This window comes from Phyllobacterium chamaecytisi, assembly GCF_020164455.1.
Classification (GTDB): domain Bacteria; phylum Pseudomonadota; class Alphaproteobacteria; order Rhizobiales; family Rhizobiaceae; genus Phyllobacterium; species Phyllobacterium chamaecytisi.
The window spans coordinates 249,030-274,502 of record NZ_JAIQWW010000002.1 but is presented as its reverse complement, the minus strand read 5'-3'; the positions used below and the strand labels follow the sequence as shown (position 1 = coordinate 274,502).

The following is a 25,473-nucleotide window of genomic DNA, read 5'->3' as shown; positions in this document are numbered from 1 at the left end:
GGACAATGGCGCTCGACCAGGACAACGATCCGGCCTTCCTCGTGTTTCGCGGAGGGCCGTTTTACAACTTGCAGCTGAAAACAAATCTGCTCGACGGAACCGATCTCAAGCCCCTGCCTCGCGCGTTGATATTAACAGCCATTGCGTGGGGCATACCACTTCTGTTGACCCTCGTGGCGGGCACGGCTTTCGGGACGCTGGAAGCGCGTCCATACTTACTCGATCCCGGCACCTTCTCGCGTTTCTTTCTGGCGATCGGGCTGTTCATTTTTGCCGAAACACAGATAGAGAACCATCTGAGTGACGCGGTGAGATACTTCTTTACAGGCCACCTTCTTGACGAGAAGTCACTTGTGAACGCCAAGGCGGCAATTCGCAAAGCAAGTGAGCGTCTCGATGCACGATTGGGAGAAACTATCTGTTTGACGCTTGCCATCCTTGCATCGATATTCCTGATATCGAACATGCAGGAACAAGCATCCTCGTCCTGGGCCATGACAATCAACGATGAGGGGCGATCCCTCAGTCTTGCGGCGTGGTGGTCTATCATCATCAGCAACACGCTTTTCTGGTTTCTGCTCTTGCGTGCGGTATTGCGGCACATCGTGTGGGCGCTATTGCTGCGTGATTTTTCAAGGCTCCGGACAAGGCTTGTGGCAACGCATCCGGACAGCCATGCCGGTCTGAGTTTCGTCGGCCGTTATCCCAACGGCTATATTCTGTTCACCGTCGCGGTAGGTAGCGTCGTCGCTGGCACTTTGACGCACCAAGTCTTGCACGGGACAGTTACAGCAACTGCATTTGGATCCATTATGGGTCTTTGGCTCGCCGTTATATTCGCCTATTTCGGCATACCACTGATCGGCTTTGCCCGTGTGCTCGGAAAGCTCAAGCGACAAACGTTACTCGCAGCATCCGCACGGGCAACCGACTATCAGCGGCAATCCGAGCGTAACACGCTTGGCAAGAACGTTGTCGGCGATGGCGAAAAAACCATCAAAGGCGATGAAATACCCGATCCAGGCAAGCTCTACGATGCGGCGAAAAAGCTCTCACCGATGCTGGTGACGCGATCGACGCTTGTGCCCGTCTCCGCCGCTGCCCTGCTCCCATTCGTGGCGATCGGTCTGACGCAGCTGCCGATGAAGGAGCTGGCTCCGATTCTGAAGCGTCTGTTGCTGCTTTAGAGCAGTTTGCTCTAGCCTCCCGCGACGAGCCGGAAAAGCGCGCGAACGAGAGATAACTTGGGCATTCTCTCAAAACTCCTGTTCCGGCAGCGAAAGTCCACAGTTCCAATGACTATATGGGGGCCCGAGCGTGTCCGTAACTGCCCGACTTCGCGGTGGGTGCAAGGGAGAGCGAATTCGTCAATCGCCGGTCCCGCCCGGGCGGGGCAAGGGGAAGGGAGGCAACCCCGTGCCCTTGGCGATGCTGGTCCAAAATAGCGCCTGCAGCAACGATGTTACAGTAACATCGTTGCAAGAAATTCAGCCTCGACGCATCTTTGATTGCTGAAGGCGTTCTCGCGCCGATTCCAGCAAAAATACTGAAACAGGCTTACCGCATGAAACGCATTCTGCCAGCTCTTTTGATCCTGCTCTGCGCCTCCGAGATCGCCGCAGCCGAGCCGCTGCAATCGCGCATGCTCCAGCGGCAAACGGCCCGCGCCATCCGCAATGCGGGGTTCTGGTGCGACAGGATCACCGATGCCAGAATCGACAAGGCGCGATCCGCTGGCGGCCCCACTATCGTGCAGGTGACCTGCGATGACAAAACGACGTTCGCGCAATACAGTCTGACCATGAACGCTACCAACAGCAAGGTAACGAAAATCGAACCTTGGAAGTGAACGCTCCGGGTTTGGTAGCCAAGAGACGTTACTTTAGTTGGATGCGTCAGCCACCGGAGCAGGCAGGACAAAACCTGCCTTCGTCAAACCGGCTCCAAGCTGGTCGACGATCTCCGGCGAATAGTGGCGGGCAGCCATATCGGAGCGGAACGACGCGGGGAAGTGCTTGCGCTTGGCGTTCAGCTGTTTTGCCGCTTCGTTTATATCTCCGGCATTCTTCATCTGGCCCGCTGCCGCAAGTTCGAGAATGTTGGCAATATAGTTTTCCGATCTGCCCATCTGCTGCACGCGAAGCAGCGCTTCCGCAAATTCTCCGCGCCGGTAAGCATCAAGCGCAAGCGTGAGCCCGGCATCGCTGGGCGCGGCGCCATCGACCATCCCGGCTTTGACTGCCATTCCCGCACCTTCCGCCCATCGGCCTACGGCGAACAGCATAGCTCCTAGCCGAGCCGGGATGAGGCTATTGCCGGGATTGAGTCCCATTGCACGATACCCTGACACGAACGCCGCTTCCGTCTGACCATTGCGGAATTGTGCCAGCATTTGCGCATATCCGGCGCGGTCGGACATAGGGGCGAGCGAAACGGCTTTATTTGCCAGCGTCAGTGCCTGCGCGGTCAATTCGGTCGGCACTTCAGGCGCGTCCAGCTCAAGATTGACGATTGCGAGTTCGGCGTTGATGTCTGGATTGTTCGGTGCGTCCAGCAGCGATGTACCGAGGCAAGTTTGCACCTCTTGTAACAGGCTTGTATCAAGCTGTTCGAGAGCCACGGCAGACCGCAGGACGCAGCCATTGCCAAACGTCGGCGACCTCAATTCACGCGTCAACTCCAGGCTGTTGATCACGCCGCGCGTGCCGGCGAACCGGTTTGCCAGGTCCGCAATCAGTTCGTAGCGAACGTCGATACCCGGCCCCCTGCCCACCTCGACACGCTCGACTCCGGAACGCAGGGCTTCTCCCGTCGCAGGATTGACAACCTGCCACCACACCGCACGGTCGTGGTCGTCAGGGTGATATTTGAGGATCACATGATAGCGAGTATCCATTTGACTTTGGGAACCGAACAGAGATCCAGCTGCCGATCGGATCCCGCCCGTTTGCGACGCCATGTCTCCTGCCGCAAGCTTGAGCGTCTGATACTGCGACAGGGCAGTCATCAGGTAATCGCGGATAAGTCCGGCCTCGATGTCCGTCTGGTCACCGGCCAATTTCATCTCGATGGCAACATTTGGCTTTTCCGAATAAACAGGGCCCCTTCCGGAAAGAAACCACAGGAAACCACAAGCGGCCGCTACAAGTCCTGCAAGAACGAGCCGTCGATCAAAGACCCTGCTCTTCCAGCCGGAATTTGTACTCCCGATTTCGGGCGCATCAAGAAGGTCGGCCTCGTCGAGAGTTTCAGTCTGGGGTGGGGCCTTGGTAAAAACAGGAATATAGCGTCCGCGCGGCAGCTCGATGCGGACGCTGCCTTCTTCGGCGTGAGCCTCATAATATTGGGCAAGAGAGGCGCGAAGCCGTGTCGCCTCTATGCGGACAATTGGATCCGTGGTGGGATCAAAGCTGCAGGGGCGACCGAACACATCGACCGCGATCGTATAGGCCTTCACCGCAGCAGCACGACCCTCGAACATTTCGCTGGCTACAAATCGCAGGAAATTCCTGTTGCGATCGGTCGAGTGAAACTGGGGATCGGACAAGAGCCTGTCCAATTCCTGCTTCGCCTCCTGTTCGGTGACCTCTTCGGTTTCCGTTGCGTCGATATTGACGTCAACTTCCATGGCAGACCCCCGTGCTTCAGCCTGGAACAGAATTGAACGGAACAGGCCAAGAAGCCATAGGGTGAATACCCCAGGTTGCACCGGAATTATACTGAGACACTTAGTTTAAGCAGGATTGATCAGGGAACAAAGAGCTACTCCAGATTGATTGGTCAAGGCTTTTTGCTGCGCGCCGCAATGCAAATATCAATAACTTCGTTTTCGATATCGGAACACAAGGTCTCGTATTCCACCAACAGTCTGTCGTCCGAGGAGCCATTTCTCCGCAAGCGGTCAAGGGTTGAACTCGCTTCGTCGAAGGCGTCGCAGAGGCTTACCAAAGTAGAATTCCGGGTGCTGAGCATCTGCAACTGCCCGCGCATCGCCGGCAGTTTGAGCATCAATTTCCAGAGTCCCCTTTGGGATGAAGCCGTTGACATTGCCGATGCTGAACCTCCGCTTCCGTCGTGAACTAATCCATTCGAGCTATATGCCGCCAAAGGCAGGCGAACCGGCAGTTGTGCAGAACGTCCGGTTTCTGTCGGACGATAGTGCATAATTGATGCTCGCCGCGGGAGTACGTTACGGTAAAAACCGCGGGGACAGGTCCTAAGGGGCGGAAAATATTCTGATCATGTTCAACGTAGAGGTATGACCTCGTCTCTTCTGGCCCCGCCTTTGTTACCGTTACGTACTTACAAACGGGCACTCCAGTGGAGAACGTGTACGCGACGAACAAGGCCAATGACCTTCATGGAACATGCGAATTCAAAATCCCCGTCCGATGCGATTTCGGTGGACTTGTCCGCACGGCGTACTGGAATGTCGTTCCAGCGGACCCGCATGAGCGCCGACCGCACCTTGATGTCGGTGATCCGCACGTCCCTTTCACTGATCGGCTTTGGATTTACAATATTCCAGTTCTTCGAGAAGTTGCGCGATGCCGGCACACTCACCCATGCCGGGGCGCCCCGCAGTTTCGGACTGGCGCTTGTGCTTCTCGGCATATGCATGCTTGTGATCGGCATCATCTATCACACGCAGTTCATGCTCGAACTTCGACGTACCCGGGAGGAAATGGTGGCGGATGGCATCGTTCACGGGGAGAGCCGTTATCCGGTTTCGTACACACTTGTGACGGCAGTAATCCTGCTTCTTATCGGTCTCTTCGCTGTCGCAAGCATGGTCTTTGATATCGGCCCATTTCAGGATGGAACGGGCAGCTGATTCCTGGAGTAATCGTTCAAAGAGAGGAGTTATGAAGTTGGCTAAAGATAAAAAGAGCAGCAAACCAAAGAAGGGTGGCGGTCAACCCAATATTCTCGTTATTTGGGGTGACGATATCGGCATCTCCAATCTGAGCTGCTACAGCCGCGGCTTGATGGGATATCAGACGCCCAATATCGATCGCCTCGCCAAGGAAGGCATGATGTTCACCGACAGCTATGGTGAGCAGTCGTGCACGGCCGGAAGGTCTTCCTTCATCACGGGCCAGAGCGCCTACCGGACCGGCCTTTCCAAGGTGGGCATTCCTGGCGCAACGGCCGGGCTTCAACCCGAGATCGTGACAATCGCGGACCTGTTGAAAAACCAGGGTTATGCTACTGGCCAGTTTGGCAAGAACCACCTTGGCGACCTCAACAAGTTCCTGCCGACGGTCCATGGTTTCGATGAATTCTACGGCAATCTTTATCACCTCAATGCCGAGGAAGAGCCGGAGATGTACGACTACTTTCCCGAAAAAGATTTCCCGGGCTTGCGTGCAAGCATCGGACCGCGTGGCGTCATCCACTCCTGGGCGCAAGACAAGGACGACCCGACGGAAGAAAAGCGCTGGGGCAAAGTCGGCAAACAGAAGATCAAGGACACCGGACCGCTGACCACCAAGCGTATGGAAACCTGCGACGAAGACTTCGTCGATGCGGCCAAGGATTTCATCAAGCGCCAGAACAGCGCCGGCAAGCCCTTCTTTGTCTGGCTCAATACCACGCACATGCATCTGTTCACGCATACGAAGAAATCGAGCCTCGGGCAGGCCGGGCGCTGGCAGTCTCCCTACCACGATACCATGATCGATCACGACAAGAACGTAGGCGATATGCTCGACTATCTCGACGAACTCGGCATTACTGAAGATACGTTCGTGATGTATTCCACCGATAACGGTCCGCACATGAACTCGTGGCCGGATGGAGGTATGACGCCTTTCCGAAGCGAGAAAAACTCGAACTGGGAAGGTGCCTTCCGTGTTCCAATGCTTGTGCGCTGGCCGGGAAAGATCAAGGCAGGTTCGATTTCAAACGAGATCGTCCAGCACCATGACTGGCTGCCGACCTTCCTCGCCATGGCGGGCGATCCCGACGTGATGGACAAGCTGAAAAAGGGTTACACTGCCAACGGCAAGCCCTTCAAGAACCACATCGACGGGTATAATCTCTTGCCCTATCTGACGGGCGAAGTGGATAGCAGCCCGCGCAAGCTCTTCGTCTATTTCAGCGACGACGGCGATGTTCTGGGCATTCGCTACGACAACTGGAAAGTCGTCTTCATGGAGCAACGCTGTCAGGGTACGATGCGGATTTGGGCGGAACCATTTACGCCGCTGCGGCTGCCGAAGCTGTTCAACCTGCGCACCGATCCCTACGAGCGGGCGGACGTCACGTCCAACAGCTACTATGAGTGGCTGCTGTATCACTATTATATTCTGTTTGGCGCTTACACGATCGCGGACAGGTTCGCAGCAACCTTCAAGGATTTCCCACCCAGTCAGAAGGCGGCGAGCTTCACCATAGACGACGCGCTCGCGAAGATGGCCGAAGCAAGCAGCGGCAAATTCAACTAAATATCGCCAAGGGCGGCTTTCGCAAGACAGCCGCCCGCTGCCGTCAATTGACAAGGGAACGAGCCATGACGCTGGCGCAGATCATCGGATTCGCGATCAATGCGAGCATGTTTCTCATTGTCTTCGCACTCGGATTGCGTGCGACCTTCGATGACGTGACGTACCTGTTCCGCAGACCAAGTCTTTTCGTCCGTTCAATTCTCTCCATGAATATCATCATGCTCGCAATTGTGGTGCTGTTGTCGCTGCTGTTCAATCTCCACCCGGCCATCAAGATCGCGCTAGTTACGCTCGCCGTTTCTCCGGTTCCGCCGGTGCTGCCGGGCAAGCAGGAGAAGGCCGGCGGCTCGGCCTCCTATACGATCGGCCTGCTGGTGGCGACGGCGCTGGTTTCGATCGTGCTCGTTCCCCTCTCCATCAGTCTTCTCGGGAGTTCGTTCAACATCGATATGCACGAACCCGAAAGCGCTATCGCTTCCGTCGTGCTGATTTCCATAATCATTCCCTTGGTAGCTGGCGTCGTCGTCCGCCATTTTGCGCCTGACCTAGCAAACCGCATCGAACGCCTGATCTCCCGGTTTGCAACGCTGCTTTTGATCGTCGCAGTCGTACCGGTCCTGTTCATCGCCTGGCATGCCATCTGGGCGTTAATCGGAAACGGAATTGTCATCATGCTCGTGCTGTTCACGCTTATCGGCGTAGCCGTCGGTCACTTCCTCGGTGGTCCCGATCCGGATGACCGCACGGTCCTCGCACTCGCCACAGGAACGCGGCATCCTGGTGTTGCGATTGCCATAGCAAGTTTGAATTTCCCCAACGAGAAGGCTGTTATGGCGGTCGTGCTTTACCATCTTGCCATCGGTGCTATCGTCTCGATACCTTATGTCAGGTGGCGCACTCGCATTCATGCAGCGCTCCGTCCGGAGATGAAATGATGCTCGACCAACCGGAACGAACCCAAACCAACACCGCTCCTTTCGACAACATGGTGTGGATTCCAGGCGGCGAATTTCGCATGGGTTCGGACAATCACTACCCCGAGGAAGCCCCTGCGCACAGGGTCCGGGTCAATGGTTTCTGGATGGACAAGTTTACGGTAACCAACCGCGACTTTGCCCGTTTTGTCGAGGCGACCGGTTATGTGACGCTGGCTGAAAGACCGGCCAATCCAGAAGACTATCCGGGCGCTTTGCCGGAAATGCTGGCGCCATCCTCGACGATGTTCAAGAAACCCTCATCTCCAGTCGACATGAGCAATCATTTCAATTGGTGGGTCTATGTACGCGGCGCCAATTGGCGCAACCCGCGGGGTCCCGCCAGCACAATCAAGAAACTCTCCGATCATCCTGTCGTCCATGTCGCCTACGAGGATGTCGAAGCCTATTGCCGCTGGGCCGGCAAGGAATCGCCCACCGAAGCGGAATGGGAATTCGCCGCCTGCGGTGGCCTGGACGGGGCCGAATATGTCTGGGGTGATGAGTTTACCCCGGACGGGAAGCACATGGCCAATACCTGGCAGGGCAACTTTCCTTATCGGAACACGCTCGACGATGGATACGAGTATACGTCTCCGGTGGGGTCATTTCCGGCCAATGGCTACGGGCTGTTCGACATGGCCGGCAATGTCTGGGAATGGACCACCGACTGGTACCGTGAGCACGGCAAGATAACGAGCCCCTGTTGCACAGCGGACAATCCGCGTGGTGGCACGCTTGAGGAAAGCTTCGATCCGCGTCAACCCTCTATAAAGGTCGCGCGAAGGGTGACCAAGGGCGGCTCGCATCTTTGCGCACCGAACTACTGCCGGCGCTACAGACCGGCGGCGCGCATGTCGCAGCCCGTCGATACCTCGATCTCACATCTCGGTTTCCGCTGTATCGTCCGGCCCGGTAGCGAAGGATAAGACGCGCGATGCTCAGGGACCTGTTGATCCAGCTCACGGAACCAATCGTCTCGATCATCGACATCTTCGCATTGATCATCATCGCGATCGGCACGGTGGATGCATTTATCAACGGCACCAGGGTGATGTTTTCGCACCCGGAAGGGCATCATGCGGTCCGGCACGTGTGGATGCGCTATTCGCGCTGGCTGGTGGCGGGACTGACGTTCCAGCTTGCAGCCGACATCCTCGAAACCTCGGTCACTCCGGCCTGGGACGACATCGGCCGCATTGCGGCGATCGCAGTGGTCCGTACTTTCCTCAACTTCTTTTTAGAGCGCGATCAACGCGACATCGGGGAACTTCAGCGTATTCCCGACTAGCCGCGCACTTTCACCGAAATCGTGGTGCCTTTTTTTCCGGTCGAAATATCGATCGTACCGTCGAGCGGGCGAAGCCGTGCCTCCATGCCGGAAAGACCAACGCCGACATTCCGGCGCTTTCGCCTTTCGATGCCGACACCATCATCCTTGACGGTGAGCGACAGGATCGTATCGGGCCCGCTCCCCTGTCGGATCAGCCTGATCGTTGCCTTGGCGGCGTGGGAATGACGGTAGATATTGGTCAGCGCTTCCTGCACGATTCGAAAAATCGTGAGTTCGACACCCGGTGGGGGTCGTTTTGCCGCCAATACGGGATCGACCCTCAGTTCGATTTCCAGTCCGCTGCGCTCCTCAAAACCCACGACGAGTAGCTCGAGAGCATTCGGAAGGCCGGATTCGTCGAGCATCGGGGGATGCAGCAGGTAGGATAGTGTCCTGAGTTCCTGATTGCTTTGCGAAATGAGTTTCGATGCGCGCGCCAGCGCCCGCGAGGTTTCGCCGTCATTATCGGGCAGGAGGGATTTTACGTTCGCCAATTCCATCGCCGCGCCGATCAGGTGTTGGCCCGTGGAATCGTGAAGATCCCTGGCAATGGAACGGCGCTCCTCATCCTGTGAAACCAGTAGGCGTTCGCTGACTTCGCGCAGCGACTCGTTCGAATACATCAGCGCAATCGAACGGCGCCGTGCCAGCCAGGCTGTGGCGAGAAACGCTGCAAGGGCGATGGCCAGAACGGTACCGTAGACGCGTACCGACTGCCGCCAACCAGCAAGCAGCGCATTCTCGTCAATACCGTAGGTTACGTAGAATGGGAAACCTTCGACCTTCCGGTAGGCCACCAGCCGGTCGATGCCTTCCGACGAAGAAACGTGGTGCATCTCACCCGACACTGGATTCTCGGCTGTCGCCTGTCGAAACCAATCAGGTACGATTGCGCCGCCTTCCCAGAACGGGACGTTCACCACGACTTCCCCGTTCCCGCGCAGGAATTGAGCAGCGTCCGAGGGAGAAGCAGCTCCATCGAACAGTCTGGTGAAATATTCGATCGGCATCGTGATCAGTATCAAGCCGTCGAACTTCCCGTCTGGTTGGCGTAGAGCCTTGCTCATAGTCAAGGAAGGTTGCCCGTACACGCGGCCAATCAACGGGTCGCCTATAAATGTGACATCCGATGGATGATCCCGATGATAGCGGAAATAATCCCGGTCGTTCACGTCAAGGGAACTGTTGCGATAGCCTTCGCTGGTAGAAACGAGTTTGCCGTCGCGGTCTACAAGGGCAATAACGCCCGAGTGCTTCAGAAATTGCTTCTGGGTAGCCAAAAATCTGACCAAACGCTCCGAGGCAGCAATTTCCGGCCATGACATCGGCTCAACCTCGGACGAAATACCCTGAAGCACCATGTCGTTCGCCTCGAGTATCTTGCTGACATAGGCTTCGAGCAGGGCGGTCTTCTGGCGCAACTGGATTTTCGACTGCGAGACCATCCGGTCCCGGCTCTCGACAACACCGACGACGAACACCGTTATGATGACGCCAACACTCATGAGCAACAAGAGGCCATAAGGCAAAAGCGGGAGTGCAGGGGCGTTCATCGGCACGTCGGGCGACAACGCTTTTCCGTCTGGAAGCATAAGGCCAAGACGCCGCAAAAATGCCGGGATGGCTGCGATGCCCCAGCGATCCGCGGATCGACGCAGGATTTTCACCGCCTGCTCCCGATGCGGCGCTTCAATATGCGCGGTATGGTTTTAATTCCCTGCCCGATCATCGTCCCCGAGTGAGAGTGGCTTTTCCCTCACATGCTACGCTGTTGTTTTCAAACATCCTATCACAAAACAGGTCTTAGCTCGCGGCGGCAGGGGAAATTTGATCCGCCATTGTGCATTGCTTGCAGAGGGAGGTCGGCTTTCATCTCCCTAGATGCGCAAGCGCGGTCCGCAGCGGAGCATCGGACACCTGAATAATGCCGAGGTATGGGTGAGCCATGTCGATAATCAGAAATATTGCTCCTCCGACCGAGAGAGCGCACACGAACAACATGCCAATGACCGTGGCGTTGGCCGGTGCCAAAAGCCCGAACGAGAAAAAGAGCAACGCGAGCCAGAAGACAAGGATTACAAGGAAAGCCTGGGGCAAACCTTCGCCTCCTTTCTCAAGGAGCAACCAATGGGCCTCCGCAATTTCTCCGCTTATCGCAATGGCACGCGACTGGAGCTGGCGCTTGGCGTCGGTTTCGGGAGAAAGGGCTCGCAATTCATCCTGAACAGGCTCGATCCCTAGGTCGCTTTTGCGCGCGTCCGGCGTTGTATCATCATGGTCCTCGTCGACCCAGGCATCCTGCAGCCGCAAGCTGACCAGCTCCGCAAGCAGACGCCGCGCCTCCTTGGTTTCGGGGCCGTAATGCGCCATGACCCGGTCGAGAAGGACCACGCGCGCCACCGATGTTCTCAGCTCTGCCTCGGCGTCATCGAATGCCGTCTTTGCCGATGCGATCAAGAACCCGACCGCGAGTGCTGACAATGTTCCGACCACTGCCGTAGCAAGCTTGATTGCCTCTTTTGAGTCCGTACTCAGGTGATGTTTCGGCAGGCGGTCACGAAGAAATATTCCTGCCAGCACAGCAAACGACAGGCAGACGAATGCGACGCCGCCGATTGCAAGAGCACTCATGGTTGGAAGTTCGCGGCTAGGTTGCTCATAGGTCGTAAACTCAAGTGTCCAAGGCCTTTGCTTCCGCCGGACGCTTGCGCGTGGCACGCCACTCTTCAAAGCGCTGCATGACGACAAAGAAAGAAGGAACGAAGAGAACAGCAAGGCAGGTCGAGGCGATCATGCCACTGAAAACCGTGATGCCGATAGACTTGCGGGCACTTGCGCCGGCTCCAGTCGCAAATACCAGCGGTGCCACGCCGAGGATGAAGGCAAACGAGGTCATCAGGATCGGCCGGAAACGAGCCCGTGCCGCGCCCGTTGCAGAATCGATGATCGATTTTCCCGAGGCACGCAATTCGCGCGCCATTTCGACGATGAGAATGGCATTCTTTGCCGAAAGCGCGAGGAGCAGAATAAGGCCGATCTGCACGTAGAGATTGATCGCGACATGCAGACCCAGGAAAATGGAAACGGGGCCGATCAATGACAACGGCGCGGCAAGCAGCACCGATACCGGAGCGATCCAGCTTTCATATTGCCCGGCCAGCACCAGATAGACCAGCAACAGCGCAAGAGCGAAGACCAGGATCATCTGGTTGCCGACCAGCTTCTCCTGATACGACAGCGCCGTCCATTCGTAGCTCGTGCCATTCGGCAAAGTGGCGGCCGCGATCTCTTCCATAAGGTTCATCGCCTCGCCCGACGAAAATGTCGCCGCTGGTACGCCGACGATCGAGGCCGAAGGATAGAGATTATAGAGACTGATCAAAGAGGGTCCGACGCTCGGTATGATGGTCAACACCGTTCCGAGCGAGATCATGTCGCCATTCTTATTACGCACAGTCAGGTTGTTGATGCTGTCCGGCGTCAGGCGGAATTGTGCATCCCCCTGGACATAGATCTGGAACACCCGGCCGAACTTGTTGAATTGAGCGACATAGCTCGAGCCGAGATAGCTTGCGAGGGTATCGAAAACCAGATCGGTCGTCAGCTGGAGTGATTCAACCTTCTCCCGATCGATCTCCACGGTATATTGCGGCGCATTGGCCTGAAAAGGTGCATTGATGCTTTGAATACCGGACTGGGATTCAGCCGCTTTCACTATCGTATTCGTCAGGCTCTGCAGTTTGGCGAGATCGAAACTGCCGTCGCGCAGTTCCGTCTGCATGGTGAACCCGCCCGCATTGCCGATGCCCTGGATAGGTGGCGGCGGAAGGACGAGTACCCTGCCCTCGCCTACGCCTTTGAGTTTCACGTTCAGCGTTTTGTAGAGCGAAGCCAGGTCCTCGCCCGAACCACGCTTGCTCCAGTCATCGAGCATGATGTAGGCAAGGCCGGCATTGGCGAGCGCTGAATTATTGTCGAGGGCAGAGATGCCGGCAATGGTGATGACCTGGGAGACGCCCGACGTTTCCTTCGCGACCCGCCCCAGTTCCTCCAACGACTTTTCCGTGCGGCCAAGGGCAGCGCCATCCGGCAGTTGCACCGCTGCCAGAAGATAGCCCTGATCCTCGATGGGCAGGAAGCCAGTTGGCGCACGCGACATGCCATAACCGGCAGCGGCGATGATGGCGAGAGCGATCACCGCCATGAGGCCGCTGCGCGCTACCATCGAACCGATCACACGGACATAACCGTTTTCCAAGCGCTGGTAGACTGCATTGAAGCCACGAAAAAAGAAGTTGCGCCTTTCCGGCGGCACCGGGGGCCGCAACCACATGGCGCACTGCGTCGGCTTCAACGTTGCGGCGTTGATCGCGCTTATGAACGCCGTGGCTGCAATAACGAGAGCAAACTGCGAAAATATCTGGCCGGTGATACCCGGCAGAAACGCAGCGGGCAGAAACACAGCCATGAGAACGAGCGTGATGCCGACGATCGGCCCGAAGAGCATATCCATGGCGCTGATGGCGGCATCATGGCCGGACATGCCGCGCTCCATATTGTGCGAGGCACTCTCGACGACGACGATCGCGTCGTCGACGACGATACCGATTGCCAGCACGATGGCGAACAGGGTCGAGAGATTGACGGAAAATCCCATGGCAGCCATGGCTGCGAAAGCACCGATGATGGTCACCGGAACAGTCGTCGCGGGCACCAGCATGGCGCGCCAGTCCTGCAGGAAGACGAGAATTACGATCAGCACCAGAAGCGCCGCCTCGAACAAGGTCTTGTAGACCTCGCCGATTGCCTGACTGACGAAGGTCGTCGTGTCGAATGGAATGGAATAAGCAACGCCCTGCGGAAATCCGGCAGCAAGCGTCTTCATTTTGGCGCTTACGCTCTTGGCCACGTCAAGTGCATTGGCACCAGGAGACAGGAAAATCGCGAGGCCCGCGGAATCCGCTCCATCGAGCCTGAACACCTGACTATAGGTTTGCGCACCGAGCTCAACGCGGCCGATATCGCGCACGCGCGTCATGCCGCCATTGGCGTCGGTCTTGACGATGACCGCACCAAACGCGTCGGGATCATTAAGGCGGCTTTCGACATTGATCGTATACTGGAAGGATTGGTTCTCCGGCGCCGGCGGCATGCCCACCTGACCGGCAGTCACCTGCTCGCTCTGCTGCTGCAACGACTGGATGACGTCCTGCGCCGTCAGGCCGCGTGCCTGCATCTTGTCGGGATCGAGCCAGATACGCATCGAATATTGGCCCGCGCCAAATACCGTAACATTGCCAACGCCGGGAATTCGGGCGATTTCATCCTTGAGCGCTATGGTGGCGTAATTGCTGAGATAAAGGCTGTCGTGGCTGCTGTCCGGCGAGGTCAGCGTGACGATTTCGAGGATCGACGTCGACTTCTTCTGAACGTTGACACCCTGCACCTGCACCGATTGCGGCAGCGAGGCCAGCGCAGCTGAAACGCGGTTCTGTACAAGGACCTGTGCCGCGTCGAGATCGGTGCCGATGGCGAATGTGACCGTGAGCGCGTAGCTGCCATCAGAGGCCGCGTAAGACTGCATGTAGAGCATGTCCTCAACGCCGTTCACCTGCTGCTCGATGGGCAATGCGACCGTATCGATCAACGTGCGCGCGCTGGCTCCGGGATAGCGGGTCGTGACTTGTACAGTTGGCGGCACGACATTCGGATATTGCGCGACCGGCAGCGAATACAGGGAAACAAAGCCGATGACGACCATGAGGATGGCGATCACATTGGCCAGCACAGGCCGTTCTATGAAGAACTTCGAGATCATTGCGCTGCGCCGTTCGCCGCAACGGCGCTAATATTCTTCAACTGTGGCTCTATCTTCTGGCCGGGTATGGCCGACAGCAAGCCCGAGACGACAATGCGATCTTCTGGCTTGACGCCGGTTGTCACGACACGCAATTCGCCAACCAACTGACCGATCTCTACCTTGCGCTGCTCGACGACATCATCCTTGCCGGCAACGAGGACATAGCGCCCGCTCTGATCACTGCCAATGGCGCGATCCGGCACCAGCAGCATCCCTGGCTCTTCGAACAAGGGAACGCGGACGCGGACGAAATAGCCAGGCAGCAATTGCCGATCGGCATTGGGCAGGACGGCACGGACGGCCAGCATGCCGGTCGACGCTGTGATGGTGGGTGCGACGTAGTCCAGCGTACCCACATGCGGGAAACCGGTTTCACTTTGCGTGCCGACTTCAGCGGGAACCTTTTTCAAATCCTGCGCGGTCATCCCGCGTTTCGCCATAGCAGCGCGGATACGCAACACGTCCTTCTCACTGACGTTGAAATTGACATAGATGGGATTGAGCTGGACAATCGTTGCAAGCGCCGTGGTGGACGCGATAACGAGTTCGCCTATTGACACCAGCCGCGCGGTGGCGACACCGTCGAACGGCGCTTTCACCTGCGTGTAGCTTAAATTGAGCTGGGCCTGTCTGACGTTGGATCCCGCCTGTTGCTGAATGGCCAGGTCGGCTTCACGTTGCGCCTCCGCCTTCTGCAGATCTTGCTGTGTAGCGAAAGTTTTGGCCACGAGCGCTGCCTGACGTTCGTATTCGGCCTGCGATAGCTTTACAGATGCGTCGGCTGATGCCTTTGCAGCATTCGCCTGGTCCAACGCTAGCTGGTAAGACTCGGGCTCGATGACGAAAAGCGTGGTACCGGCTTTTACCGCATCCCCGTCATTATACTCGATCTGCTCGATGAAGCCTTGTACCCGTGCAACCAGCGCAGTCTGGTTAACTGCTGCGGTAGTACCAGTCACCTCAAGATAGGGCGTGACGTTCTGTTTTACCGGAAGCGCCACATCGACCTTAGGCGGCGGTGGGGGAACGTAGGTGTTCTCTTGATTACAGCCGGCTAATGCCAGCCCGAATAATGTGATGCAGGCAAAGCCTAACCTCCTGCGAGCGCCGAAAGAACGTTCAAATTGCCGTGTGTGCAATCCACTTATTCCGGCCATTATGTCCCCCAATTGGCCTTTGCAGAAAACGCATGATCGATGCTACGTTATTCCGTATCTGAGAGATAGCTCTCCATAAAAAATTGTAGGGGGTTGTGATGCGGATGATTTTGACTGTCATTGGAATTGGGATGTTTTGCAGCTCGGCCATGGCGCAGACTGCCGCAGAACGTGCGGCATGCATGGCGGACTTTCAGAAATACTGCCCCGGCGTCATGCCTGGTGGCGGGCGGGTTATCGAATGTCTGGCCAAGCAATTGGACAAGCTCACACCCGAATGTAAAAAAGTCGTCCAGTCACACGCTCCGAAATAGACCGGGCGTTCATTCATCAAATCATGATGTCGCCCAGTTCCTGTTTCGCGACAGCCCGCAGGCGTTCAGCCTCGTCTTCGCCGATCCAGCGATAGGGGAAACGCAAGCGCGTGCCCACGGGTCCCCAATTGCCGATGGCGCAAAGCAATTTATCCAGCGCAGCATTTGAATAGCCGGACTTTTGCCGGAATGGAACGATGTGCTCGTCCATGAATTTGCAGATGCGCTGTTCGATTTCGACGGCAGCGTCCATATCGGTTTGCATGAGGTCGGTCCAACGCTGCGCGCCGCGTGGGCTAAGACAGGCGACGTTGGAAAACGCACCCGCTGCCACCCCTTCCCTGATGCCCGTCGCGAGGTGATGCCCCGGTACGAAAAGCGCGACGCCAGGCAGATGCTCGCGCGACTCGGCGTACCAAGTTGAGTCACCGTCTGCCAGCTTCACGCCGATCACGCCCGGCGTTTCAGCCAATATCGCACCAAGTTCCTTTGGCGAAAGGACGCGTTTTGCATGCGGTGGGTTGTAGAGGATAAGTGGAATGCCGTTGGCAATCCCGGACGCCCTGTTGAGGTAGTCGATTGCCTCTTCGTCCGTCAGCGGCCACCAATCCGGCAAGATGACCTGAATGGCCGCAGGACCCAGTGAAGCGGCGCGTCGTACACGATTCAGCATGATCGTTGGATCGGGCTGACAGGCACCGACGATGAAGGGCATGCCCGCTTTCCGGCAACGCTCGGCCAGCATCAGCTGGATGCGATCGAACTCGTCTTCGGTCTGGTTGTGGAATTCGCCAGCGGTTCCGTTGGAATAGATACCATCGACCTTCGCGTCGATCAGGATGTCGATTTCAGCGCCAAGCTTGCTGAATTCGATGCTGTCGTCCGCCTCGATGGGCAGGAGTAGACTGGCCCAATTCCCTTTGATCGCATGTTCCGCTGATTTCACACTGAGCTCCTAGTTCAAATCATCGCGGATGCAGGCCTTGAATTGACCAGGCGAAACTTCCCGCAATTCCGGTACCGTATGGGCGCAGGCCTCCAGCGCCACGGGGCAACGTGTCCGGAAAACACAGCCGCTCGGCGGATTGGCCGGGCTTGGAATATCACCCTTCAGGATTTGCCGGTTGCGGGGCGCATTCGGATCCGGAGACGGGATCGCGGAAAGCAAAGCACGGGTATAGGGATGTTGCGGCCGCGCATAAAGATCAGCGCTTGATGCAATCTCCATGATGCGGCCGAGATAGAGGACAATCACCCGATCGCAAATATATTCGACAACCGCGAGATCATGCGAGATGAACAGCATGGTCAAGCCGAGCCGTTGCTGCAGATCGCGCAGGAGATTGATGACCTGCGCCTGGATCGACACATCCAGCGCAGAAACAGGCTCGTCCGCGACAATGAATTCCGGTGCGAGCGTCAGCGCGCGTGCGATACCAATGCGCTGACGCTGCCCGCCGGAAAACTCATGTGCATAGCGGTTGACCGCTTCGGCGGGAAGATCGACCTGCACGAGAGCGTTTCGTGCCCGGTCCATGCGTTCCTTGCGGGTGCCGATGCCCTGGATCTTCAAGCCTTCGGTCAAAATCTCGCCGATGGTCATGCGGGGCGACAGGCTGGCAAAGGGATCCTGGAAAATATACTGCATGCGAGGCCGCGTCCGTCGCATCTGCGCGGCCGAAAGTGTTGTCAGTTCTGTGCCATCGAATTCTACACTACCCGACGAAGGCTCGACCAGACGCAGGACCGAACGGCCGATTGTTGTCTTGCCGCTGCCGGATTCGCCGACCAGTCCAACCACTTCCCCCTTCGCGATATCGAAGGAGATGCCTTCCAGAATATTGAGTTTCGTGCCGCGGGAAACATAGTGTTTGGCCAGATCGCGGATGGTGAGGAATGGCGCAGCGCTCATCGGCCCACCTCCTGCCACCGTATGCAGCGGCTCCGATGCATCGTATTGACCTCGGCGAGTGCGGGCACTGCTGCGCGACAGGCATCGATTGCATAGCTGCAGCGCGGTGAAAATGCGCATCCGTCCGGCATGTCAGCAAGACTGGGGACAACGCCCGGAATAGCCGCCAATTTCTGCCCAGCCTGCTTCATACGTGTTGCGTCGCCGAGCCGGGGCATCGACGCCAGAAGTCCCAGCGTATAGGGATGGCGCGGGTTGCGGAAAACCTCGGCAACAGGCCCCTCCTCGACGATGCGCCCGGCATACATGACCGCGACGCGATGGGCGATCTCGGCCACCACGCCAAGGTTATGCGTGACGAAAAGCATGCCCATACCGCGTTCACGCTGCAGCTTGATCAGAAGATCGAGGATTTGCGCCTGGATAGTCACGTCGAGAGCCGTCGTCGGTTCGTCGGCGATCAGCAGTGTCGGATCGCAGGCCAGTGCCATGGCGATGGTCGCGCGCTGCCGCATGCCGCCCGAAAGCTCGTGCGGATACTGTCCTGCCCGGCGTCTCGCATCGGGGATGCCTACCTGATCGAGAAGCCCGACCGCCGAATTCATTGCTGATTTCCGGTCGGCATCGCGATGAATGCGGATCGGCTCAGCGATCTGATCACCCACCGTGAACACCGGGTTGAGACTGGACATTGGCTCCTGGAACACCATGCCGATGTCGTCGCCGCGGATTCTCCGCATCTGTTCGTCATCCAGCGTGACGAGGTCACGAACAGCGCCATCCTTGCTTTTGAAGTGGATACTCCCGGCAGCAATCGCACCGACATTGCGGGTCAACAGGCCCATGACCGACAGGCTGGTCACGGATTTGCCGGAACCGGATTCGCCGACAAGCGCAACCGTTTCGCCGGCGGCGACCGATAGATCGATACCATCGACAGCGGTAATCTCGCCGCCGCGAGTGCGGAAGATTGTTCGCAGCCCGCGAATGTCGAGAATGGGATCGGCGCGCTTGTCCATATCCAGCCTCAGCCAAGCAGCCCGGTAGAGCGCAGGATCGCGTCGATCTTCGCGGATTCTGCAGCATCGAGTGCCTGTCTCGGTCTTGGCATGACGTTCGTATCAATGATGCCAAGGCTGCGCATGGCAGTCTTGAAACCGCCCACGCCGGACGCGCCGCCGCTGACGCGGCTTTGGGCCACCCAGACGATCTCGAAGAGGCGGCAGAGCCGTTCCTGCTCCTTGCGCGCGGCCGCCCAATCGCCGCGTTGCGCCGCATCCCACAGGCGGACGTAGCCATGCGGATCCACATTGGCGAGACCCGGGACTACACCATGCGCGCCCATCGACAGCGCATTGTCGACGACGATCTCGGAGCCGGTCATCAGGAAGATGTCCTTGTTCTCGGCGAGATCCAGCAAGGCGTAGCGGAAATTGCCGTCATCGCCACTGGAATCCTTGAGGCCGATAATGGTGCCTTCCTTAGCTAGCGTCGTCACAGTCGATCGAGCCAGCTTGGCGTGAACGCAGACAGGGATGTCATAGGCGACGAGCGGAACATCGACGGCATCCTTGATATAGCGGAAATGGTCGATGATCTCCGGCTGGCTGGTGACAGTGTAATACGGTGCTGTCACGACAACGGCGGCAGCACCCGCTGCCTTGGCGACCTTGGCATGGCCAATGACATTGTCGGTCGTTGCATCGAGAACGCCTGCAATGACCGGCACGCGGCCATTGACGATCTTGACCGAGTGTTCGAGAATTTCCTGCCTGGTTCTATCGTTATGGAACACCACTTCGCTGGTCGATCCGAGAACGAATACGCCGTGGCAGCCCGCGCCGAGCAGATGTTCGAGCACGCGCGTGTAGGACGGGTAGTCTACAGTGAAATCCGGATTGAGAGGTGTTACGACGGGAGGAACAACCCCATGAAATTTGGTCATTTTCGCTTTCTTTCTTTGTCAGTTCAGTTCGGCGCGAGGATCGAAGGCATCCCTTAGACCATCGCCAATAAAGTTGATTGCAAGGACGGCAAGGACCAGAGCCCCACCGGGGAACAGCCATTGCCAGGGGAATTGTTCGAGAACGGCCGTCGAGCGCGCTGCGTTGAGCATGTTGCCCCAGCTGGCGGCGGGTGGTGCAATACCGAGACCGAGGAACGACAGTCCGGCCTCAAGAAGGATTGCATTGGCAATCTGGAGTGTCGCATAGACGACGAGGATATCGATGGAGTTCGGCAGGCCATGCCGGAACAGCAGATGCCCGAGCCCTGCTCCCATGCCGCGCGAAGCCAAAACGAAATCCCGTTCCCGGAGTTCAAGCAGCCTCGAGCGGATCATGCGGGACAGGAGTGGCCATGACAGCAGCGAGATGACAAGCACCGTCGGCCAGATGCCCGTACCGGCAATCGACGCCAGCACCAGCAGGAAGATGACCGGCGGGAGGGTCATGACCAGATCGACGAAACGCATGGTGACGGCGTCGGCCCAGCGACCGGCAAGCGCCGATATAGCGCCTACCAGAAACCCGATGATCGCCGAGATGATTGTCGAGGCTACAGCGACCAGCAGGGAAATGCGGCCGCCCTCCAGAACACGCACGAAAACATCGCGGCCGACACCATCGGTTCCGAACCAATGGGTAGCCGTCGGTCCGCTGTTCATGGCGAGCAGATCGATGTCGTTCGGCTTGAACGTCCACCACAAAGGATAGGACAGGATCATCGCGAGCATCGGCAGAATGATGCAAACACCGAACAGCGCCGCCTTGTTGTGGCCAAAACGGTGGAATGCGCGCGCCATCGGACCGGGACTGTGGGAAGGGGTGCGTGCAAGCATCTCAACCGACCTTGATACGCGGATCGATGATCGCATAGGTGATATCGGTCAAAAGGTTGACCACGATCACACAGGCCCCGATGATCAGTGTTGCGCCCATGATGACCGGATAGTCTCGCGTCTCGACGGCATTCACCAACAACAGACCCATGCCCGGCCAATTGAATACGCTTTCGATGAAAATCGCGCCGCCGATCGCGAGGCCAATGGTCGAGCCGATGACCGTCACCACGGGCAGCAAGGCATTGCGCAACGCATGCTTGGCGATGACCCAGAATTCCTTGACGCCCTTCGCCCGCGCCGTACGCACATAGTCCTGATTGAGAACTTCAAGCAGTGACGAGCGCATGTAGCGCATGATCAGGGCAGCCTGCGCGATTGAGAGCAGTGCTGCGGGCAAGATCAGATGATGGAGCAGGTCAACCATGGAAAATTCCGCACCAGGCGTCAGCATGCCACCCGATGGCGCCCATTTCAGGCGAACGGCGAATACATAGAGGCCTATCAGCGCGCTCAGAAATGCCGGGCTCGAAATGCCGACAAGTGCAAAGACCGAGAATGAGAGGTCCACCGGCGAGTTCCGCCGCACCGCGCTGATAACACCAGTGACGATCCCCGCGATAATCGCGATGACCAATGCCGATCCCATCAACAGGACTGTGGGACCGATGCGCGACAACACCAGATCCAGCACCGGCTGATCCTGGCGCTTGATCGAGAAGCCGAGGTTCCCCGAAATGGCCTGTTGCAGCCACGCCAGATATTGAACCGGCAAGGGTCTGTCGAGCCCAAGCTGGCTGCGCAGTTCGGAAAGCTGCTCTGGCGACATCGGGATGTTCGGATCGATATAGGCATCGATCGGATCGCCGGGGGTGAGACGCAACAGCAAGAAGATAAGCACGCTCAAGGCAAGGAGCATGCCTACTCCTATCAGCAGACGTCGAAGACTGTATTGAAGCATTTTCGTTCCGTTTTGCCGGGGTGGCCAGCGCCACCCCTCGAACTACGATCAGGCGCGAGCGATTATTCGCCGAGTGACCATTTTTCCGGATGAGCCTGATAGGGGCCGCCACCCGGCGCCGGTGTCCAGATGAAATCCTTGACCTTTGACGACACAACACCATAACGGTTCGCCACCCACAGGGTTGCCCAGGGCAAGTCGGTATTCATGACCTTGCAAACATCCTGATAGCGGCTATCGCGCTTGGACGCGTCGGGCTCGGCAAGAGCGGTATCCAGCGCTTTGTTGAGTTCCGGCATACGCGCACGCACCACATTGGGGCCCGCTGGCGGGATCTGCTTTTCATTGAGACCGACATTGATACTACCCGCATCAGGCCCGTTCTGAAGACCGGCATAGACCAGCTGGAACTGCGCGACGTCCGGCTTCGGGTTCAGGACGATGCTGTTGTAGGTCGGTGTATCGACGGCGCGCGGCACGACATTGATCCCCACCTGCGAAAGCATGGCTTGCACGGCGGCGAGCACATTGGTCGCGAGAGGGGTCGTGTAGTAGGTCAGAAGGGTAATCGGCTTGTCGCCATTGATCTGCGACCATCCGGCTTCATCCAGAAGTTGCTTCGCCTTTTCCGGATCGTAGGCATAAGGGTCAATGCCCTGTGGCATCAGCTGGTCCGCGACATAGGCGCAATTGGCCGGCTTGGCAGCACCCGCATAAAGGCTCTTGATGATGGCATCGCGGTTGATGGCATACATAACCGCTTTGCGGACCCGCGGATCTTTCCAGATCGGCGACTCATGATTGAAGCCAAGATAGTTGACCACGAAGCTGTCGCCTTCGATGACCTTGAAAGCTTCATCGCCCTTGAATGTCGAGACATCGTTCGAATCGACGTATGTGAACTGGATTTCACCGGCGCGAAGGGCAGCAATCGCGGCTGCCGGATTGGCGAAGTATCGGTTGATCACCCGCTCGAGTGCCGGTTTTCCTCCGCGATAATCAGTGTTGGCGGCAAGTTCCACATATTGATCGGTGACGTATTTGGTGAACTTGAAAGGCCCGGTCCCGATTGGCGAGGTCGACCACCATGCGTTTTTGGCGAGTTGATCTGCCGGTATCGATGCCAATGCATGTTCCGGCAGCATCATCACCTTGGTCATTGTGTCGAGAGTACTCGCGCTCGGCGCACTCAGCTTGACGATCAGGGTATGATCGTCCGGAGCTTCGACTGATGAGACTGCTTTCAATCTCGCAGCAAGGACGGACCCCGATTTCGCGTCCATGGCCAGACCCATGGTGAACTTCGCGTCCTTGGAGGTAAACGGCTTGCCGTCATGCCATTTGGCGTCCGCAAGCTTGAACGTATAAGTCATTTGATCCGGACTGACTTCATAGCTATCCGCCAGCACACCGACGACCTTCTGCAGTTTGTCGTCATAGGTGACTAGCGGCTCGAAATAGACACTGAGCCAGGTAAATCCGGCTGTTGCCGCGAGCGGGTTGAAGTTTCCCTGGAACCCTCCCGGCCCGACATCGAATCCACCCGACAAGGTTGCGGATTGCGCTGCAACCGGCGCCAATGTTACGCCTCCAATCAGCGCCACTGACAGTGCCAGCGCTGAAGCCATCATTCGTAGTTTCATGGTATCCTCCCATTTGTCGTATTGGTCTTGTTATGTGCAATCACTCGAGCGATCCCCTCGTAATGACTGTCGAGGCGGTTGCGGGCGTCTTCGAGATTTCTTGCCTCGACAGCGTCAACGATCGCCTCATGATCACGCCATGTCGCCATCGGATCTGTATTTTCCAGATTGACGAAATCGGACGCTTTGTAGAACGCGAGCCAGAACACCTCGATGAGCCGCACGAGCGTCTCATTTTCCTGACAGCGGAAAAGCAGCCGGTGAAAAAGCCTGTCTTCGTCGACAAACGCTTCATTGCGCTCGGCATGGATGCGCATGCGAGCCACGACCTGCCGTAGCTCCCGGATATCTTCGTCAGTGATTTTCTGCAGCGTTTTGGCGATCAAGCCGACTTCGAGAGTCCTGCGAATCTCCAGCACTTCCTCGATCTGTCGCAGCGCCCCGCCCAAGCCATAGGCAAGATTATCAAGAAGCGGCTCGAAGGAGAATGCCTTGACGAAGACGCCAACACCTCGCCGCGACTCCAGAACACCCACCGACTCCAATGCCTTGATACCTTCGCGCAACGAGTTCCGGCTGACGCCGAGCTGGCTGGCGAGTTCGCCTTCGGGCGGCATCGGCGCGCCTGCTTCCAGACCATTTTCGTTGATGTAAGCCCGCAAGCTTTCTTGCACTGACACATGCAGCAGGGGCGCGCGGTGCAGAGGCTTGAGGGATTTGAACGCCATTATGCGGATTCCAATCTCGGTGATGGTACAGTTTAGACTAGATAGCCACTTGTAGGATATCTGTCAACAGGACAGGGCTGGTCCCTCTAAACACTCTTACAACTCAATGTGAAGAAGTTGAAAATAGTAATCTGTTGACAGTCTTCAATTTGCTCCGTACGTTTCGATGAAGCCAATATCAGCGGAAAACCGACCTGTCGGGTTCCGTGAACACTCGGGAGGTGGAATGGCATTCCTGGAATTAGACGGCCTGACCAAGAGCTACGGTCCGCTTACGGTTGTCAAAGGCGTCAACCTATCCGTCGATAAAGGCAAACTCGTTTGCCTTCTTGGGCCCTCTGGCTGCGGCAAGACAACAACGCTAAGGCTTATCGCAGGCTTCGTTCCAGCCAATGCGGGCGAGATACGCGTCGGCGGAAAGACCATATCTTCAGCTCATTCGACCGTACCGCCCGAGGGGCGCAACATGTCGATGATCTTCCAAAGCTACGCGCTATGGCCGCACATGACGGTCTTCGAGAATGTGGCTTACGGCCTGAAGCTGCGGCGTCTTCCACAATCGGAAGTGACCAAGAGCGTCCGGACTATCCTCTCGGCCACACAACTCCTTCCGCTGGAAAATCGCTATCCGGGCGAACTCTCCGGCGGTCAGCAGCAGCGTGTATCGCTGGCACGAGCACTGGTCATCAAGCCTGAAATCCTGCTGCTTGACGAGCCGCTTTCAAACCTCGACGCCAATCTGCGCGAGGAAATGCGCTTTGAGATCCGCCGGCTTCACGACGAATTTCGCTACACGACGGTCTATGTGACGCATGATCAGGCGGAGGCCATGACCACCGCCGACATGATCGTCGTCATGAATGACGGCCGTATCGAGCAAGCAGGTTCGCCGGAAGATATCTATGAACGTCCGGAGACTGAATTTGTCGCCCGCTTCATTGGCGGTACCAATATTCTCAGCGGCACCCGCGGCGATAAACATAGCGTTATTGGCGAAGGCGGGCTTGTGCTCCGATGCGGCAGCGGGAGCACCGCGGCTTCCGGAAAAACAGCAGTTTCGGTTCGGCATCATGACATCGAACTGTCGTCGGCCAAGCCCAAGAGTGCCGACACGAATGTGACGGTCGGCACAGTCACGCGGCAAATCTATCTCGGTTCGCACCGGGACTATCTCGTTTCAATCGCTGGTGGAGAAACGGTGCGCACAGTCGCGCCAGTCAACGTTGCGATCCCGGTTGGCCAAGAAGTATGGCTGCATTTCCCACCAGAGAAATGCCGGGCGCTCGCACAATAAGGGAGGAAC

Annotated in this window: 23 protein-coding genes; 9 read left to right on the top strand and 14 right to left on the bottom strand. The window is 57.4% G+C overall.

What is annotated here, in order from left to right:
• The first annotated feature begins 5 nt into the window (after nt 1–5).
• Entirely contained in the window at nt 6–1,187 is a 1,182-nt protein-coding gene (locus LB462_RS05020) for a hypothetical protein (protein ID WP_224506257.1), read from the top strand.
• Nucleotides 1,188–1,564: 377 nt separating this feature from the next.
• Entirely contained in the window at nt 1,565–1,849 is a 285-nt protein-coding gene (locus tag LB462_RS05015; protein WP_224506256.1) for a hypothetical protein, read from the top strand.
• A 33-nt stretch (nt 1,850–1,882) separates the two neighbouring features.
• Here LB462_RS05015 and LB462_RS05010 read toward each other — a convergent pair whose 3' ends face one another.
• Nucleotides 1,883–3,628 carry a hypothetical protein gene (locus LB462_RS05010; RefSeq protein ID WP_224506255.1) on the bottom strand — a complete coding sequence of 582 codons (1,746 nt, stop codon included), beginning with the start codon at nt 3,626–3,628 and terminating at the stop codon, nt 1,883–1,885.
• A gap of 152 nt (nt 3,629–3,780) precedes the next feature.
• Nucleotides 3,781–4,011 (bottom strand): hypothetical protein, encoded by a 231-nt coding sequence (locus LB462_RS05005; RefSeq protein WP_370637067.1) that lies wholly within the window; start codon nt 4,009–4,011, stop codon nt 3,781–3,783.
• 439 nt (nt 4,012–4,450) lie between these two features.
• Here LB462_RS05005 and LB462_RS05000 point away from each other — a divergent pair, with 439 nt between their 5' ends.
• The 5 genes from LB462_RS05000 to LB462_RS04980 all read left to right on the top strand — a co-directional run bounded on the left by LB462_RS05000 (nt 4,451) and on the right by LB462_RS04980 (nt 8,714).
• Nucleotides 4,451–4,834 carry a YidH family protein gene (locus LB462_RS05000; RefSeq protein ID WP_255626453.1) on the top strand — a complete coding sequence of 128 codons (384 nt, stop codon included), beginning with the start codon at nt 4,451–4,453 and terminating at the stop codon, nt 4,832–4,834.
• Nucleotides 4,835–4,871: 37 nt separating this feature from the next.
• Entirely contained in the window at nt 4,872–6,449 is a 1,578-nt protein-coding gene (locus LB462_RS04995; protein WP_224506254.1) for an arylsulfatase, read from the top strand.
• Nucleotides 6,450–6,514: 65 nt separating this feature from the next.
• Complete coding sequence (locus LB462_RS04990) at nt 6,515–7,384, top strand: bile acid:sodium symporter family protein (protein WP_224506253.1); 870 nt, start codon at nt 6,515–6,517, stop codon at nt 7,382–7,384.
• On the top strand, nt 7,381–8,352 hold the full coding sequence (locus LB462_RS04985) for a formylglycine-generating enzyme family protein (RefSeq protein WP_224506252.1): 972 nt from the start codon (nt 7,381–7,383) through the stop codon (nt 8,350–8,352). The genes LB462_RS04990 and LB462_RS04985 overlap by 4 nt, the downstream gene beginning before the upstream one ends.
• Nucleotides 8,353–8,360: 8 nt before the next feature.
• Nucleotides 8,361–8,714 carry a DUF1622 domain-containing protein gene (locus tag LB462_RS04980; protein WP_224506251.1) on the top strand — a complete coding sequence of 118 codons (354 nt, stop codon included), beginning with the start codon at nt 8,361–8,363 and terminating at the stop codon, nt 8,712–8,714.
• Here LB462_RS04980 and LB462_RS04975 read toward each other — a convergent pair.
• The 4 genes from LB462_RS04975 to LB462_RS04960 form a co-directional block, all read right to left on the bottom strand.
• Nucleotides 8,711–10,423, bottom strand: a complete 1,713-nt coding sequence (locus LB462_RS04975) for a cache domain-containing sensor histidine kinase (protein WP_224506250.1) — start codon at nt 10,421–10,423, stop codon at nt 8,711–8,713. The genes LB462_RS04980 and LB462_RS04975 overlap by 4 nt on opposite strands.
• A 202-nt stretch (nt 10,424–10,625) precedes the next feature.
• Nucleotides 10,626–11,387, bottom strand: coding sequence for a bestrophin-like domain (locus LB462_RS04970; protein WP_224506249.1), 762 nt, complete (start codon nt 11,385–11,387; stop codon nt 10,626–10,628).
• A gap of 40 nt (nt 11,388–11,427) precedes the next feature.
• Nucleotides 11,428–14,574 carry an efflux RND transporter permease subunit gene (locus tag LB462_RS04965; protein ID WP_224506248.1) on the bottom strand — a complete coding sequence of 1,049 codons (3,147 nt, stop codon included), beginning with the start codon at nt 14,572–14,574 and terminating at the stop codon, nt 11,428–11,430.
• On the bottom strand, nt 14,571–15,773 hold the full coding sequence (locus LB462_RS04960) for an efflux RND transporter periplasmic adaptor subunit (protein WP_224506247.1): 1,203 nt from the start codon (nt 15,771–15,773) through the stop codon (nt 14,571–14,573). The genes LB462_RS04965 and LB462_RS04960 overlap by 4 nt, the downstream gene beginning before the upstream one ends.
• 98 nt (nt 15,774–15,871) lie before the next feature.
• On the opposite strand from LB462_RS04960, the gene LB462_RS31380 reads away from it, so the two are divergent.
• Nucleotides 15,872–16,087 carry a cysteine rich repeat-containing protein gene (locus LB462_RS31380; protein WP_370637066.1) on the top strand — a complete coding sequence of 72 codons (216 nt, stop codon included), beginning with the start codon at nt 15,872–15,874 and terminating at the stop codon, nt 16,085–16,087.
• Nucleotides 16,088–16,103: 16 nt separating this feature from the next.
• On the opposite strand, the gene LB462_RS04950 is transcribed toward LB462_RS31380, so the two are convergent.
• From LB462_RS04950 to LB462_RS04915, 8 genes are all read right to left on the bottom strand, one after another.
• Complete coding sequence (locus LB462_RS04950) at nt 16,104–17,033, bottom strand: dihydrodipicolinate synthase family protein (RefSeq protein WP_224506246.1); 930 nt, start codon at nt 17,031–17,033, stop codon at nt 16,104–16,106.
• 9 nt (nt 17,034–17,042) lie between these two features.
• Nucleotides 17,043–17,999 (bottom strand): ABC transporter ATP-binding protein, encoded by a 957-nt coding sequence (locus LB462_RS04945; protein WP_224506245.1) that lies wholly within the window; start codon nt 17,997–17,999, stop codon nt 17,043–17,045.
• The gene (locus LB462_RS04940; protein ID WP_224506244.1) at nt 17,996–19,018 is read right to left on the bottom strand and encodes an ABC transporter ATP-binding protein; all 1,023 of its coding nucleotides are present in this window, start codon (nt 19,016–19,018) and stop codon (nt 17,996–17,998) included. Before LB462_RS04940 ends, LB462_RS04945 begins: the two co-directional genes overlap by 4 nt.
• A gap of 8 nt (nt 19,019–19,026) precedes the next feature.
• Nucleotides 19,027–19,944 (bottom strand): dihydrodipicolinate synthase family protein, encoded by a 918-nt coding sequence (locus tag LB462_RS04935; protein WP_224506243.1) that lies wholly within the window; start codon nt 19,942–19,944, stop codon nt 19,027–19,029.
• Between the two features lie 18 nt (nt 19,945–19,962).
• Nucleotides 19,963–20,838: an ABC transporter permease gene (locus tag LB462_RS04930; RefSeq protein WP_224506242.1), complete on the bottom strand. Its 876-nt coding sequence runs from the start codon at nt 20,836–20,838 to the stop codon at nt 19,963–19,965.
• Between the two features lies 1 nt (nt 20,839).
• The gene (locus LB462_RS04925; RefSeq protein ID WP_224506241.1) at nt 20,840–21,799 is read right to left on the bottom strand and encodes an ABC transporter permease; all 960 of its coding nucleotides are present in this window, start codon (nt 21,797–21,799) and stop codon (nt 20,840–20,842) included.
• 62 nt (nt 21,800–21,861) lie between these two features.
• The gene (locus tag LB462_RS04920; protein WP_224506240.1) at nt 21,862–23,442 is read right to left on the bottom strand and encodes an ABC transporter substrate-binding protein; all 1,581 of its coding nucleotides are present in this window, start codon (nt 23,440–23,442) and stop codon (nt 21,862–21,864) included.
• Nucleotides 23,439–24,170 carry a FadR/GntR family transcriptional regulator gene (locus LB462_RS04915; protein WP_370637065.1) on the bottom strand — a complete coding sequence of 244 codons (732 nt, stop codon included), beginning with the start codon at nt 24,168–24,170 and terminating at the stop codon, nt 23,439–23,441. The genes LB462_RS04920 and LB462_RS04915 overlap by 4 nt, the downstream gene beginning before the upstream one ends.
• A 226-nt stretch (nt 24,171–24,396) precedes the next feature.
• On the opposite strand from LB462_RS04915, the gene LB462_RS04910 reads away from it, so the two are divergent.
• On the top strand, nt 24,397–25,464 hold the full coding sequence (locus LB462_RS04910) for an ABC transporter ATP-binding protein (RefSeq protein ID WP_224506239.1): 1,068 nt from the start codon (nt 24,397–24,399) through the stop codon (nt 25,462–25,464).
• The last annotated feature ends 9 nt before the right edge of the window (nt 25,465–25,473 follow it).